Source organism: Pseudomonas sp. R3-57, from assembly GCF_051132065.1.
Classification (GTDB): domain Bacteria; phylum Pseudomonadota; class Gammaproteobacteria; order Pseudomonadales; family Pseudomonadaceae; genus Aquipseudomonas.
On sequence record NZ_CP071655.1, the window covers coordinates 4,702,272 to 4,716,650 of the forward strand.

General features: G+C 60.0%; 16 protein-coding genes. 14 read left to right on the plus strand and 2 right to left on the minus strand.

Translation table 11 applies throughout. The features are described 5' to 3' along the window. Positions 1-26 precede the first annotated feature (26 nt). The 8 genes from livH to J3P93_RS21190 all read left to right on the plus strand — a co-directional run bounded on the left by livH (position 27) and on the right by J3P93_RS21190 (position 6,420). Positions 27-950 carry a high-affinity branched-chain amino acid ABC transporter permease LivH gene (gene livH / locus J3P93_RS21155; RefSeq protein ID WP_090282129.1) on the plus strand — a complete coding sequence of 308 codons (924 nt, stop codon included), beginning with the start codon at positions 27-29 and terminating at the stop codon, positions 948-950. Next, positions 947-2,203, plus strand: a complete 1,257-nt coding sequence (locus J3P93_RS21160) for a high-affinity branched-chain amino acid ABC transporter permease LivM (protein ID WP_258450231.1) — start codon at positions 947-949, stop codon at positions 2,201-2,203. The genes livH and J3P93_RS21160 overlap by 4 nt, the downstream gene beginning before the upstream one ends. Then, positions 2,200-2,967 carry a high-affinity branched-chain amino acid ABC transporter ATP-binding protein LivG gene (livG, locus tag J3P93_RS21165; RefSeq protein WP_016771357.1) on the plus strand — a complete coding sequence of 256 codons (768 nt, stop codon included), beginning with the start codon at positions 2,200-2,202 and terminating at the stop codon, positions 2,965-2,967. Before J3P93_RS21160 ends, livG begins: the two co-directional genes overlap by 4 nt. Then, positions 2,968-3,669: an ABC transporter ATP-binding protein gene (locus J3P93_RS21170; RefSeq protein WP_003222380.1), complete on the plus strand. Its 702-nt coding sequence runs from the start codon at positions 2,968-2,970 to the stop codon at positions 3,667-3,669. 304 nt (positions 3,670-3,973) lie between these two features. Then, complete coding sequence (locus J3P93_RS21175) at positions 3,974-4,279, plus strand: BufA1 family periplasmic bufferin-type metallophore (protein WP_434591543.1); 306 nt, start codon at positions 3,974-3,976, stop codon at positions 4,277-4,279. A 25-nt stretch (positions 4,280-4,304) separates the two neighbouring features. Next, positions 4,305-5,192 (plus strand): MNIO family bufferin maturase, encoded by an 888-nt coding sequence (bufB, locus tag J3P93_RS21180; RefSeq protein ID WP_434591545.1) that lies wholly within the window; start codon positions 4,305-4,307, stop codon positions 5,190-5,192. Beyond that, a complete protein-coding gene (locus J3P93_RS21185; protein WP_434591547.1) occupies positions 5,189-5,947 on the plus strand; it encodes an HvfC/BufC N-terminal domain-containing protein in 759 nt (252 codons plus the stop codon). Before bufB ends, J3P93_RS21185 begins: the two co-directional genes overlap by 4 nt. Further along, a complete protein-coding gene (locus J3P93_RS21190) occupies positions 5,944-6,420 on the plus strand; it encodes a DoxX family protein (protein WP_434591550.1) in 477 nt (158 codons plus the stop codon). Before J3P93_RS21185 ends, J3P93_RS21190 begins: the two co-directional genes overlap by 4 nt. Positions 6,421-6,528: 108 nt before the next feature. Here J3P93_RS21190 and J3P93_RS21195 read toward each other — a convergent pair whose 3' ends face one another. Further along, the gene (locus J3P93_RS21195; protein ID WP_434591553.1) at positions 6,529-7,443 is read right to left on the minus strand and encodes a LysR family transcriptional regulator; all 915 of its coding nucleotides are present in this window, start codon (positions 7,441-7,443) and stop codon (positions 6,529-6,531) included. A gap of 104 nt (positions 7,444-7,547) precedes the next feature. Between J3P93_RS21195 and J3P93_RS21200 the strand changes: the two genes are divergently transcribed. The 3 genes from J3P93_RS21200 to J3P93_RS21210 all read left to right on the plus strand — a co-directional run bounded on the left by J3P93_RS21200 (position 7,548) and on the right by J3P93_RS21210 (position 10,571). Continuing rightward, the gene (locus tag J3P93_RS21200) at positions 7,548-8,147 is read left to right on the plus strand and encodes a short chain dehydrogenase (protein WP_434591555.1); all 600 of its coding nucleotides are present in this window, start codon (positions 7,548-7,550) and stop codon (positions 8,145-8,147) included. Between the two features lie 59 nt (positions 8,148-8,206). Next, positions 8,207-8,860 (plus strand): COG3650 family protein, encoded by a 654-nt coding sequence (locus J3P93_RS21205; protein ID WP_434591557.1) that lies wholly within the window; start codon positions 8,207-8,209, stop codon positions 8,858-8,860. A gap of 97 nt (positions 8,861-8,957) precedes the next feature. Beyond that, the gene (locus tag J3P93_RS21210; protein ID WP_434591559.1) at positions 8,958-10,571 is read left to right on the plus strand and encodes an NAD(P)/FAD-dependent oxidoreductase; all 1,614 of its coding nucleotides are present in this window, start codon (positions 8,958-8,960) and stop codon (positions 10,569-10,571) included. A gap of 114 nt (positions 10,572-10,685) precedes the next feature. On the opposite strand, the gene J3P93_RS21215 is transcribed toward J3P93_RS21210, so the two are convergent. Beyond that, positions 10,686-11,780: a PLP-dependent cysteine synthase family protein gene (locus J3P93_RS21215; RefSeq protein ID WP_434591562.1), complete on the minus strand. Its 1,095-nt coding sequence runs from the start codon at positions 11,778-11,780 to the stop codon at positions 10,686-10,688. 251 nt (positions 11,781-12,031) lie between these two features. Here J3P93_RS21215 and nhaA point away from each other — a divergent pair, with 251 nt between their 5' ends. From nhaA to J3P93_RS21230, 3 genes are all read left to right on the plus strand, one after another. Beyond that, positions 12,032-13,219 (plus strand): Na+/H+ antiporter NhaA, encoded by a 1,188-nt coding sequence (nhaA, locus tag J3P93_RS21220; protein WP_434591565.1) that lies wholly within the window; start codon positions 12,032-12,034, stop codon positions 13,217-13,219. 124 nt (positions 13,220-13,343) lie between these two features. Next, positions 13,344-13,613 (plus strand): hypothetical protein, encoded by a 270-nt coding sequence (locus J3P93_RS21225; RefSeq protein ID WP_434591568.1) that lies wholly within the window; start codon positions 13,344-13,346, stop codon positions 13,611-13,613. Continuing rightward, positions 13,610-14,350, plus strand: coding sequence for a zeta toxin family protein (locus J3P93_RS21230; RefSeq protein ID WP_434591571.1), 741 nt, complete (start codon positions 13,610-13,612; stop codon positions 14,348-14,350). The genes J3P93_RS21225 and J3P93_RS21230 overlap by 4 nt, the downstream gene beginning before the upstream one ends. Positions 14,351-14,379 lie beyond the last annotated feature (29 nt).

Here is a 14,379-nt window from a genome sequence, read left to right on the forward strand (position 1 = left end):
CGTATCAGGTTTTTAGGAGCGCTGTAATGCCTGACCTCTATCACTTCTTCCAACAGCTGGTTAACGGCCTCAACGTTGGCAGCATGTATGCCTTGATCGCCATCGGCTACACGATGGTCTACGGCATCATTGGAATGATCAACTTCGCCCACGGCGAGGTGTACATGATCGGTTCCTACGTGGCGTTCATCGCCATCGCCGGGCTGACCATGATGGGACTCGACAGTGTCCCGCTGCTGATGACCGCGGCGTTCATCGCCAGCATCGTCGTCACCAGTTCCTACGGTTACAGCATCGAACGCATTGCCTACCGCCCCCTGCGCGGCAGCAACCGTCTGATCCCGCTGATTTCCGCCATCGGTATGTCGATCTTCCTGCAGAACACCGTTCTGCTGGCGCAAGACTCCAAGGACAAAGCAATCCCCAACCTGATCCCGGGCAACCTCGCCTTCGGTCCGGGTGGCGCACAAGAAGTGCTGATTTCCTACATGCAGATCGTGGTGTTCGTGGTCACGCTGATCGCCATGCTCGGCCTGACCCTGTTCATCTCCCGCTCTCGTCTGGGCCGCGCCTGCCGCGCCTGCGCCGAAGACATCAAGATGGCCAACCTGCTCGGCATCAACACCAACAACATCATCGCCCTGACCTTTGTCATTGGTGCTGCGCTGGCAGCCGTTGCGGCTGTGCTGCTGAGCATGCAATACGGCGTGATCAACCCGAACGCCGGTTTCCTCGTCGGCCTCAAGGCTTTCACCGCTGCGGTACTGGGCGGCATCGGCAGTATTCCCGGCGCGATGCTCGGCGGGTTGGTGCTCGGTGTAGCGGAAGCGTTCGGTGCCGATATTTTCGGCGACCAGTACAAGGACGTCGTGGCGTTCGGCTTGCTGGTTCTGGTGCTGTTGTTCCGTCCGACCGGCATTCTGGGCCGTCCGGAGGTTGAGAAAGTATGACTAGGAATCTTAAACAGGCGCTGTTCAGCGCTTTGCTGGTGTGGGCCGTGGCCTACCCGGTACTCGGTCTGAAACTGACCATCGTCGGCATCAACCTGGAAGTGCACAACACCAGCCCTGCGGTGCTCGCGACCATCGCGATCTGCTCGGTGCTGATGTTCCTGCGCGTGCTGTTCAACCAGCAGATCAGCAAAGCCTGGCGCTCCTCGCCCGGCATGCCGCTGATCCCGGCCAAGGCCAGCAACTTCCTGACCCTGCCGACCACTCAGCGTTACTTCATCATTGCGCTGATCATCGTTGCCCTGGTGTGGCCGTTTTTCGGTTCACGCGGCGCGGTGGACATCGCCACGCTGATCCTGATCTACGTGATGCTCGGCCTCGGCCTGAACATCGTGGTGGGTCTGGCCGGTCTGCTCGACCTCGGTTACGTCGGTTTCTATGCCGTCGGCGCCTACAGCTACGCGCTGCTGTCGCACTACTACGGCCTGAGTTTCTGGATCTGCCTGCCGATTGCCGGCCTGATGGCGGCGACGTTCGGCTTCCTGCTGGGCTTCCCGGTGTTGCGTCTGCGCGGTGACTATCTGGCGATCGTGACCTTGGGTTTCGGTGAGATCATCCGTCTGTTCCTGCGTAACCTGACCGATATCACCGGCGGCCCGAACGGCATCAGCAACATCGAAAAACCGACGTTCTTCGGCCTGACCTTCGAGCGTAAAGCGGCGGAAGGCCTGCAGACGTTCCACGAATATTTCGGCCTGCAATACAACTCGATCAACAAGGTGATCTTCCTTTACCTCGTTGCCCTGTTGCTGGCACTGGCTGCGCTGTTCGTGATCAACCGTTTGCTGCGCATGCCGATCGGCCGTGCGTGGGAAGCGCTGCGTGAAGACGAAATCGCCTGCCGTGCGCTGGGCCTGAACCCGACCGTGATCAAGCTTTCTGCGTTCACCCTCGGTGCCGCGTTCGCCGGTTTTGCCGGCAGCTTCTTCGCCGCGCGCCAGGGGCTGGTCACACCGGAGTCGTTCACCTTCATCGAGTCGGCGATCATTCTCGCCATCGTCGTGCTGGGTGGTATGGGCTCGCAGCTCGGCGTGATCCTGGCGGCGATCGTGATGATCCTGTTGCCGGAAATGATGCGTGAGTTCAGCGAGTACCGCATGTTGATGTTCGGTGCCCTGATGGTGTTGATGATGATCTGGCGTCCACAAGGTCTGCTGCCGATGCAACGCCCACACATGGAGTTGCGCAAATGAGCCGCGAGATCCTTAAAGTCGAAAACCTGAGCATGCGCTTCGGCGGCCTGCTCGCGGTCAACGGTGTGGCCCTGACCGTCAAAGAGAAACAAGTGGTTGCGTTGATCGGGCCGAACGGCGCGGGCAAGACTACCGTGTTCAACTGCCTGACCGGTTTCTACCAGCCAACCGGCGGCAGCATCCTTTTGGACGGAGAGCCGATACAGGGCCTGCCCGGTCACAAGATCGCACTCAAAGGCGTGGTGCGTACGTTCCAGAACGTGCGTCTGTTCAAGGACATGACCGCGGTCGAGAACCTGCTGATCGCCCAGCACCGGCACCTGAACACCAACTTCCTGTCCGGTCTGTTCAAGACCCCCGCGTTCCGCAAAAGCGAGCGCGAGGCGATGGAATTTGCCGAGTACTGGCTGGAAAAGGTCAACCTCAAAGAGTTCGCCAACCGCACCGCCGGCACCCTCGCCTACGGTCAGCAACGGCGTCTGGAAATCGCTCGCTGCATGATGACCCGCCCGCGGATCCTCATGCTCGACGAGCCGGCCGCCGGCCTCAATCCGAAAGAGACCGAAGACCTCAAGGCGCTGATCGGCGTGCTGCGCGAGGAGCACAACGTCACCGTGCTGCTGATCGAACACGACATGAAACTGGTCATGAGCATTTCCGACCACATCGTCGTGATCAACCAGGGCACGCCGCTGGCCGACGGCACGCCGGAACAGATCCGCGACAATCCTGAAGTGATCAAAGCCTACCTGGGGGAAGCGTAAATGCTGCAGTTCGAAAACGTTTCCACCTTCTACGGCAAGATCCAGGCCCTGCACAGCGTCAACGTCGAAGTCCGTCAGGGCGAGATCGTCACGCTGATCGGCGCCAACGGTGCCGGCAAGTCCACGCTGCTGATGACGCTCTGCGGTTCGCCGCAGGCGCACAGCGGCAGCATCCGCTACATGGGTGAGGAACTGGTCGGCCAGGACTCGTCGCAGATCATGCGCAAGAGCATCGCCGTGGTCCCGGAAGGTCGTCGGGTATTCGCCCGTCTGACCGTCGAAGAAAACTTGTCCATGGGCGGTTTCTTCACTGACAAGGGCGATTATCAGGAGCAGATGGACAAGGTCCTCGGCCTGTTTCCGCGCCTCAAGGAACGCTTCAACCAGCGCGGCGGCACCATGTCCGGTGGCGAACAGCAAATGCTCGCCATCGGCCGCGCGCTGATGAGCAAGCCCAAGCTATTGCTGCTCGACGAACCTTCGCTGGGCCTGGCACCGATCATCATCCAGCAGATCTTCGACATCATCGAACAGCTGCGCAAGGACGGTGTGACGGTGTTCCTGGTCGAGCAGAACGCCAACCAGGCGCTGAAGATCGCCGACCGCGCCTACGTTCTGGAGAACGGCCGCGTGGTCATGCAAGGCACCGGTGAAGCACTGCTGACCGACCCGAAAGTGCGCGAGGCGTATCTGGGGGGTTGAGCGTTATCGCTGAACAAAAACGGCCTTCGGGCCGTTTTTTTATGCCCGACGCAAACCTCGAACCCACCGCAAATCCCCTGTAGGAGTGAGCCTGCTCGCGATAGCGGTGTATCAGTTGCAACAATATTGACTGACGGTCCGCTATCGCGAGCAGGCTCACTCCTACAGGGGAACGAGGCGGTTCCAAGATTTTTTTTATAAAAATTTCAACCCCACCTGTAACGCATCCCCCCGACCTTTCTCTAGAGGGACAAGCAAGCGCAAAAGCACTTGCAGACACCCTGATAAAACCTGGAGAAACATCATGACTGCTACCACCCGCACCCTGTCCGCCACCGCTCTGGTTCTGGCCCTTGGTTCCGCGCTGAGCGTCGCCACCGTCTCCACCGCCCAAGCCGCCGATGCCAACATGGAAAAATGCTTCGGCGTGGCCATGAAAGGCAAGAACGACTGCGCCGCAGGTGCAGGCACCACCTGCGCCGGCACAGCGAAAATGGACTATCAGGCCAACGCCTGGAAAATCGTTCCGAAAGGCACCTGCGCCACCACCGAAAGCAAAACCTCGCCAACCGGCTTCGGCCAGCTCGAAGCCTTCAAAGCCAAGTCCTGATCCGCGGCCTGCCTGAGTGACGATCATGTTCAGCGACCACGACCATATCCTTGCGCGCACTCAGGCAGCCCTCACCGGGCTCCCGCCCCGTGCCGGGCTGGGCCTCAAGACCGGGCACTTTCAACAGGTGCTCGGTTCATCACCGGACCTCGGTTTCTTCGAAGTCCACGCCGAAAACTACATGGTGGCCGGCGGCCCGTTTCATCATTTTCTCGGTTTGATTCGTGCGCAGTATCCGCTATCGCTGCACGGTGTCGGCTTGTCCATCGGTGCTGAAGGGCCGCTGGATCAACAACACCTCAAGCGCCTGGCTGAGCTGATTGAACGCTATCAACCGCAATCTTTTTCCGAACATCTGGCGTGGTCGAGCCACGGCCCGGTGTTTCTCAATGACCTGCTGCCGCTGGCCTACGACACGCCAACGCTGAACCGCGTCTGCGCGCACATCGATCAGGTCCAGAACGCCCTCAAGCGCCCGATGCTGCTGGAAAACCCGGCGACCTATCTGGCGTTCGAACGCTCGACCATCGATGAGCCAGATTTCATCGCCGAGGTGATTCGCCGCAGCGGCTGCGGCCTGTTGCTCGACGTGAACAACGTCTATGTGTCGTGCATCAATCATCAACGCGATCCGCTGGCCTACCTCGACGTCCTGCCGCTGCATGCGGTCGGCGAGATTCATCTGGCCGGGTTCGCCGAAGATTGCGACAGCCTCGGCGATCGTTTGCTGATCGACGATCACGGCGCGCCAATCGACCAAGCGGTCTGGCAGTTGTACCGCCAGGTGCTGGAGCGCATCGGCCCGGTGGCAACGCTGATCGAGCGTGACAACCAGGTGCCGGCGTTTGAGGTATTGCTCGCCGAGGCGCAGCAGGCCGAGCGGCTGTTGCTGCAAAGCGGAGGCCGCGCATGAGCACACAAAGCGCTTTCGCCGCCGCACTGATCGATACGCGCCTGCCCTGCCCCGATGGTCTGCGCAGCGCCAACGGTGCCGACCCGGCGAGCCGTTTCGCGGTGTATCGCAACAACGTGCAGGCGTCGCTGATCAATGCCTTGGCCGACAGTTATCCGGTCGTACAGCAGCTGGTTGGCGAGGAGTTTTTCCGCGCCATGGCCGCGATTTTTATCCGAAGCCAACCGCCAAAGGGTCCGCTGATGAGCCGCTACGGCGAAACGTTCGCCGACTTCATCGCACAGTTCGAACCGATTGCCGGCGTGCCGTATGTCGCCGACGTCGCGCGCCTCGAGTACCTGCGCGTGCTCGCCTACCACGCCGCCGACGCGCAGCCGATCCGGCCGGAGCACGTCAGCGCCGCCCTCGCCAATCCGCAAACCATCGGCGAACTTACGTTCGGGTTGCATCCATCGCTGCACCTGCTCGACTCAGTGTTTACCGTGGTGGCGATCTGGGCTGCGCATCAGCAAGAGCAAAGCCTGGCGGGCATTGGCCTGAATCAAGGGCAACACGCACTGGTGTTGCGCAACGGCATCGATGTCGAGGTGTTCACTTTGGAAGCCGGCGCCAGCGTGTTTATCCGTCACCTGAACAATGGAGAGCCGTTGCTCGCGGCAGCCGAAAACAGCCCGCCCTTCGACCTCCCCCAAACCCTGGCCTTGCTGATCGCACACAACGCGATCATTCAACTGACCTACAAGGAGTTGCCATGAACACCCTTATCCCGCGTGCCATCAGCCTGCTGGAAAAAATCCCGCACAGCCTGGTTGCCTTCATTGCGCGTTTCTCCATCGCTGCGGTGTTCTGGAAGTCCGGGCAAACCAAGGTCGAAGGCCTGGCGATCGACTTGATTGACGGTACGTTTGAACTGGGCTGGCCGCGTCTGGCGGACTCGACGGTTCCGCTGTTCCAGAGTGAATACAACGTACCGCTGCTGTCGCCTGAAATCGCTGCGCATCTGGCGGCGTTCGCCGAACACTTTTTTCCGCTGCTCATCCTGATCGGCCTGGCGACACGTTTTTCGGCGCTGGCGCTGCTGGGCATGACCCTGACCATTCAGATTTTTGTCTATCCGGACGCGTACCCGACCCACGGCACCTGGGCGGCGGTGTTGCTGTATTTGATGACGACCGGGCCGGGAAAACTGTCGCTTGATCACCTGATCGCCCACCGTTTCGTAAAATAGGATCACCTCTGTGGGAGCGAGCCTGCTCGCGAAAGCGGTGTGTCATTCAACATCGGTATCGCCTGAACTGACGCATTCGCGAGCAGGCTCGCTCCCACAGGGTCACGATCAGCGCTGGAGTCGATCCAGCGCCTCGCCACTGCGCTTGAACCAGCCCATCAGATAGTCCGCCAGCACCTGCGTCCGTTTCGGCAAACCGCCCTGATACGGATGCACCAGCAGCATCGGCATGCGCCGGGTCTGAAAATCGCGCAGGAGCCAGCGCAAGCGCCCGTCGGCCAATTCCGTCTGCAGCAGGTAGGAAGGCAGCCGGGCGATGCCGGCACCGGTGAGCGCGGCTTTTTTCAGCAGGCTGTAATGGTTGCTGGCGAACGGGCCGGAGACCCGCACCCGCAATAACTCATGCTGCTGGTGATACAGCCATTCTTCACGCCCGCTGTAATGGCTGTTGAGCAGGCAGCGGTGCTCGGCCAGCTGCTGCGGCGTCGTCGGCTCGCCGTAACGCTCCAGATAAGCCGGGCTGGCGCAGGTCATCTCCTGCCACGCCAGCAGCGGCCGGGCCACCAGGCGTTGGTCATTGGCCACCTCGGAGCGGATCGCCAGATCGAAACCGTCGCGTGACAGATCGCGATAGCTGTTATTCAACTCCAGCTCGATCTGCACTTCGGGGTACTGCTGCGAGAATTCCAGCAGCAGACCATCGAAGAAGGTTTCCCCAAGCGACACCGGCACCGTCATCCGAACCGGGCCGGCCATGTCGTCTTTGAGCCGCGCCAGTGCCTGACGCGCCCGTTCCACCTGAACCACCAATGCCTGCGCTTGCGGCAACAACGCCGCGCCCGCCGCCGTCAGGCTCAAACGCCGGGTGGTGCGTTGCAGCAGGACCACCGAAAACTGCGCTTCGAGCTGGCTGATACGCTTGGACAACTGGCCCTTGCTGCAGCCCAACTGTTGTGCGGCCAAGGTGAAACTGCCGGCTTCGATCAACACGGCGAACGCCGCCAGATCATCCATTTCGCTCATGGATTGTTTCCATTTGAAAACCAAAGGTTGCCCATTAGTGCGCTTATCCGCGAGAAAAACCACTCTAGACTGAAACCTCGTTCAACCACTTGAGGTACAGCTTGATGAAGATTCTGTTGATAGGCGCCGGCGGCACCATCGGTTCGGCCGTAGACAAAGAACTGTCGCAACGTCACGAAGTCATTCGTATCGGCCGTAAAAGCGGCGACTTGCAGGTCGATATCAGCGACAACGCATCGATCCGCAAACTGTTCGAACAGACCGGCAAGTTCGACGCGCTGATCTGCGCCGCCGGCAACGTGACCTTCGCGCCGCTGAGCGAAATGAGCGACGACAGTTTTGCCCTCGGCCTCAAGGACAAGCTGATGGGCCAGGTCAATCTGCTGCTGATCGGCCGCGAATTCGCCAACGACGGCGCCTCGTTCACCTTCACCACCGGCGTGCTCAGCCACGACCCGATTCGCAGCGGCGCCTCGGCAGCTTTGGTCAACGGCGCGCTGGACAGCTTCGTCCGTGCCGCCGCGATTGAATTGCCGCGCGGTTTGAGAATCAACTCGGTAAGCCCGACCGTTCTGACGGAAGCCTTGGGTAAATACGCGCCTTACTTTCGCGGCTTCAAGTCCGTTCCTGCGGCGGACGTGGCATTGGCCTACGCCAAAAGTGTCGAAGGCCTGCAAACCGGCCAGACATTTCACGTCGGTTGACCCCTTGTGATGAACGGTCAGGCTGCGTAACGTGGCGGCACTTGTCTGGAGAGCCAAAGATGCGTGTCGCCCGTTCGTTAGTCATTGTTGCCTTGCTGCCGTTGTTTGCCGCCTGCCAGTTGTTCGATGGCCAGCGTGAAAGTGCTTCGCACGTTGGCCAGACGCGGATGCAGGGGCAACTGACCGCGGCTGACGGCAAACTGGTGTTCCAGCCGTGTCAGGAGCAGCGTCAACTGGTAATCAATGACATCGGCGGCACCAGCGTGCTGCAGGAAGCCGCAACGCTGGCCGATGAGCAAGGCAAGCTGTTTGCCGATGTGCGCGGCAAGGTCGTTGGCGATCGCCTCGATCTGACCCAGCTGTATCGGGTCGAACGCGCCGGCAGCGCTTGCGATGATCCGAATTTCAAATTGCTCATTCTGCGTGCTGCCGGCCACGGCCCGGAATGGAACGTCAAGGTCAGCGGCAAGGGCATGATCATCGAGCGTGAGGGGCAGCCACCGCTGGCCGTGCCTTATGTCGAGGAACAACTGGGAGACGGTCGTTTCAACCTCAGCAGCGAAGCCAACAACCAGCGCATCGAATTGTGGGTCGCGCCGCAACGCTGCGTCGACAGCAGCACCGGCAGCGTGCAGCACATGAGCGCCGAGTTGCGCATCGACGGCCAGGTGCAGCGTGGTTGCGGGTATTTCGGCGGATCGCGCAACGACTGAGCGTTTTAGCCTCACCCGATCCGGCCGTTGCGGCTTATAATCGCCGCCTTCAAACGCCCTGGCGCAGTTGTGCGCCCCGCGAACCCGGATCCCCGCCATGTTACGAATCACCGAACTCAAGCTGCCCATCGACCATCCCGAAGAAGACCTGCGCGCGGCCATCGTGCAACGCCTGGGCATCGCCAGCGATGAGCTGCTCGACTTCACCTTGTTCAAGCGCAGCTACGACGCGCGCAAGAAATCCTCCGAGCTGTGTTTCATCTACACCATCGACCTCAGCCTGCAAGACGAGGCGCGGGTCTTGGGCAAGTTCGCCGATGATCGCAACGTCAACGTGGCGCCAGATGTCAGCTACCAGTTTGTCGGCCAGGCACCTACCGACCTGGGCCAGCGCCCGATCGTCGTCGGTTTCGGCCCGTGCGGAATTTTCGCCGGCCTGCTGCTGGCACAAATGGGCTTCAAGCCGATCATTCTCGAACGCGGCACCGAAGTGCGTCAGCGCACCAAGGACACCTGGGGCCTGTGGCGCAAAAGCGTGCTCAACCCCGAGTCCAACGTGCAGTTCGGCGAAGGCGGCGCGGGGACATTTTCCGACGGCAAGCTGTATAGCCAGATCAAAGATCCGAAGTTCCTTGGGCGCAAAGTCCTGCACGAGTTCGTCAAGGCCGGTGCGCCGGAAGAAATTCTCTACGTCAGCAAACCGCACATCGGTACGTTCCGTCTCACCGGCATGGTTGAAAACATGCGCGAACAGATCCGCGAACTGGGCGGTGAAGTGCGCTTCCAGGAGCGCGTCAGCGACGTACTGATCGATGACGGCCAACTGGTCGGCGTACAACTGGCCAGTGGCGAAACTCTGCATTCGCGGCATGTGGTTCTGGCCCTCGGCCACAGCGCCCGTGACACCTTCCGCATGCTGCACAGCCGTGGCGTGTTCATGGAAGCCAAACCGTTTTCGGTGGGTTTCCGTATCGAACACCCGCAATCGCTGATCGACCGTGCGCGTCTGGGCAAGTACGCCGGGCACCCGAAACTCGGCGCCGCCGATTACAAACTGGTGCACCACGCCAAGAACGGCCGTTCGGTCTACAGTTTCTGCATGTGCCCGGGCGGCACCGTGGTCGCGGCGACCTCAGAGCCGAACCGCGTGGTCACTAACGGCATGAGCCAGTACTCGCGTAACGAGCGCAATGCCAACTCCGGCATCGTCGTTGGCATCACCCCGGAAGTCGATTATCCGGGCGGCCCGCTGGCCGGCATCGAGTTGCAGGAACGCCTGGAATCTCATGCGTTCATCCTCGGCGGCAGCGACTACAAGGCCCCAGCGCAACTGGTTGGCGACTTCATCAATGGCACGCCGTCGACTGAACTGGGTGAAGTCGAGCCGTCGTACAAACCGGGGGTGGCGTTGGGCGATCTGGCCCTGGCCCTGCCGGACTTCGCCATTGAAGCGATCCGCGAAGCGTTGCCGGCGTTCGAGAAGCAGATTCGTGGTTATTCATTGCACGACGCGGTGCTGACCGGGATCGAAACGCGCACCTCATCGCCGCTGCGCATCACCCGTAACGAATCGCTGCAGAGCATGAACGTCAAAGGCTTGTTCCCGGCCGGCGAAGGCGCGGGTTATGCCGGCGGAATTCTTTCGGCGGGCGTGGACGGGATCCGGATTGCCGAGGCCGTGGCGCGGGATATTCTCGGCCTCACTGACTGACATAAATCCCTGTAGGAGTGAGCCTGCTCGCGATAGCGCGACAACATTCAACAATAAGTTGACTGGATTACCGCTATCGCGAGCAGGCTCACTCCTACATTTGATTGCGGTGTGTCAGATATTGGCGCGCAGGACTGAGGTCGGCAGCGCCTCCCCACGCTCGGCACTCGCCGTTACGGCGTCTATCAACTCATCCAACTCATACCCCTGCGCCTTCAACCAGGCCTCATCGTAATAGGTGTCGGCGTAGCGCTCGCCACCATCGCACAGTATCGCCACGATCGACCCCGACTCCCCCGCCGCTTTCATCTGCTGCGCCGCCATCAGCGCGCCGATCAGGTTGGTCCCGCTCGAGCCCCCGACATGCCGGCCCAGGCGCTGCGCCAGGTAATGCATGGCCGCCAGCGACAAGGCGTCTGGCACCTTGACCATTGCATCGATCACCTTGGGCAGAAACGACGCTTCCACCCGCGGCCGGCCGATGCCTTCGATGCGCGAACCGCACTCCAGCCGCAGACTGGCATCGCCGCTCTGGTAATAATCGAAGAACACCGAGCGCTCGGCATCGGCGCACAACACGCGGGTGCCGTGCTGGCGATAGCGCACGTAACGGCCGAGCGTTGCGGTGGTGCCGCCAGTGCCGGGGCTGGAAATCAGCCAGCTCGGTTCCGGATGTTTTTCGTAGCGCATCTGCTGAAAAATCGATTCGGCGATATTGTTGTTCGCCCGCCAGTCGGTGGCGCGTTCGGCGTAAGTGAACTGATCGATGAAATGCCCGCCATGCTCGCGGGCCAGGCGCTCGGATTCGGCGTAAATCTGCGTCGGGTCTTGCACCAGATGGCTCTGGCCACCGTAAAAAGCGATCTGCGCAATCTTCTCTTTCGACGTAGTCGCCGGCATCACCGCAATGAACGGCAAACCCAGCATCCGGGCGAAGTACGCTTCGGAAATCGCCGTCGAGCCGCTGGACGCCTCGATCACCGGCGCGCCAGGCTTCAACCAGCCGTTGCACAGCGCATACAGAAACAGCGAACGGGCCAGGCGATGCTTGAGGCTGCCGGTCGGGTGGCTGGATTCATCCTTGAAGTACAACTCGATGCCCGCAAAACCCGGCAGCGGCAAGGGGATCAAGTGGGTATCGGCGCTGCGCTGGAAATCCGCCTCGATGATGCGGATGGCCTCGCGGGCCCACTGTCGGTTGTCGCTCATGGTCAGGCTTCTCGTCGAATCGGGCAGGAATCAGCCTCTTTATGAGGCTCGCTCATCAGCTTAGGAAAAATCCTCCAGCGCGCACAGGTACAGCTGAGTCTCAATGTGTCCGGCAACTGCTAGGCTCAGCGTGGCTGGGGTCAAAAGCCTTGTAACGACATATAACAAAAAAGAATATAACTTTTGTTTTAACAACTAACCGTACGGGTTAGGGTGTCCTACCTTTTTTGACGATTCGATGGAGAGCGACCTTGCCTCTGCGTAGCACTTTCACGCGTTTCTTTCAGTTGGAAGCTGCCAGCGGTCTGCTATTGATCGCCGCAGCCATTCTCGCGCTGATTATCAACAACTCGCCGCTGTCGTGGCTGTACACCGGCCTGCTCGACACGCCGGTGGTGGCGCAAGTCGGTGCGTTGAAAATCGCCAAACCGCTGCTGTTGTGGATCAACGACGGCCTGATGGCGATGTTCTTCCTGCTGATCGGTTTGGAAGTGAAGCGCGAAGTGCTCGACGGCCAGTTGTCCAAGCCGTCGCAGATCGTTTTGCCCGGTGCGGCGGCCGTTGGCGGCATGCTGATACCCGCGCTGATCTACTGGTTTCTCAACCGCGACAACCCTGCCGCCCTCAGCGGCTGGGCGATCCCGACCGCCACCGACATCGCCTTCGCCCTCGGCGTACTCGCCCTGCTCGGCAAACGCGTGCCGGTGTCGCTGAAGTTGTTCCTGATGACCCTGGCGATCATCGATGACCTCGGCGCCATCGTGATCATCGCAATCTTCTACTCCGGCGAACTGTCGACGCTGTCGCTGGGCCTCGCCGCTGCGTGCATCGCCTCGCTGGTGGCGATGAACCGCCTCGGCGTGGTCAAGCTCGGGCCGTACATGATCATCGGTCTGATCCTCTGGGTCTGCGTGCTCAAGAGCGGCGTCCACGCGACGCTGGCCGGTGTAACGCTGGCGTTCTGCATTCCGTTGCGCACGAAAAACGCAGAACCGTCCCCCCTGCTCACCCTCGAACACGCGCTACACCCATGGGTCGCCTACGGCATCCTGCCGTTGTTCGCCTTCGCCAACGCCGGTCTGTCGCTGAGCGGCGTCACCGTCGAGAGCTTCACCCACGACGTACCGATGGGCATCGCCATCGGCCTGCTATTGGGCAAAACCGTAGGCGTGTTCGGCCTGACCTGGCTCGCCGTTAAAGTCGGCATCGCTGCCCTGCCCCAAGGCGCCAACTGGGGCCAGATTCTCGGCGTGGCGATCCTCTGCGGCATCGGCTTCACCATGAGCCTGTTCGTCGGTTCGCTGGCCTTCGAGCCGGGCGTGAGCGACTACGCGGGCATGGACCGGATGGGCATCTTGACCGGTTCGATTCTGGCGGCGTTGATTGGTTATGCGGTGACGGCGGCGGCGAGTCGCAGGGGTGCGCAACAAACTTCCTGACGTTTGTTGCGGCTAATGGCACAGCCCCTTCAACAGACGAGGGGCTTAGCTATAAACCTTGCAAACGTGCTATATCTTGCGCAGGAAACAGACATCTACTCAGTACACCTTTTTGGAGTCATTCATGTCGCGCAAAACCGAAAAACGCCCAATGACTGACGATCAGATTGCCGTTCAGGAGTCGCGAATTCCCGACATCGCTCTAAAGGCCTTCAGCAACGCCTATAAAATGGCGCTCGCAAACGGCGCCGCGGTGCTTGTCGCTAAGGATGGCCAACTGCTTGAAGTGACCGAGAAAACTTCCATCGTTTTACGGTCGATTGGCGCCTACGGCAATCTGAAAAGCGGAACGCGTCTGCACATCAACAAATCCTCAAAACAGGTTACTTCTTGAGCACACCGAGAATACGGATATTTGCGGGACCGAACGGATCCGGGAAAAGCACATTCAATCGACTCGTCCCAGCGCACCTGTTGGGCAATTACATAAATCCTGACGACATCGAACGCTCAATCAAAGACACCGGGTACTTTGATTTCAGTTCTTATCGCATCGAAGCCCACAAAGCGGAGCTTTTCGACTTTCTCCGTGCTCACCCCCTGCTGAAAAAATCGCCTCACTCGCAAGCAAAGCTTGATGAGCTCGAAATTGATGGCGTCCGGCTCAACTTTTCGAATGTTCAAATTGACTCGTACGTTGCCTCAGCACTCTGCGACTTCATCCGTAGATCGCTGATAAAAGAACGCATCAGCTTCACGTTCGAAACCGTCATGTCCTCCACAGACAAAGTCAGCCTCCTCGCTGAAGCGAATAAATCCGGCGATAGGGTCTACGTCTATTACGTTGCAACAGCGGACCCGCAGATCAATATTGCGAGAGTTGCATACCGCGTTTCCCAAGGCGGGCATAACGTTCCTGCTGAAAAAATTGAAGCTCGATACTGGCGATCCCTGGAGCTTTTATCCGAAGCGATCCTGACCTCCAACCGAGCCTATATTTTCGATAACTCTGATGAAGGCAGTGGAGGCCTGACGCAGATAGCTGAAATTACGGATGGCGAACTGATAGAGATCAAATCAGACACCCAGCCGCCTTGGTTCAAGCAGTTCGTTCTGGATAAATTGCTTTAGGTTCGCCTCATTCAAGCTTGGCCCTAGCC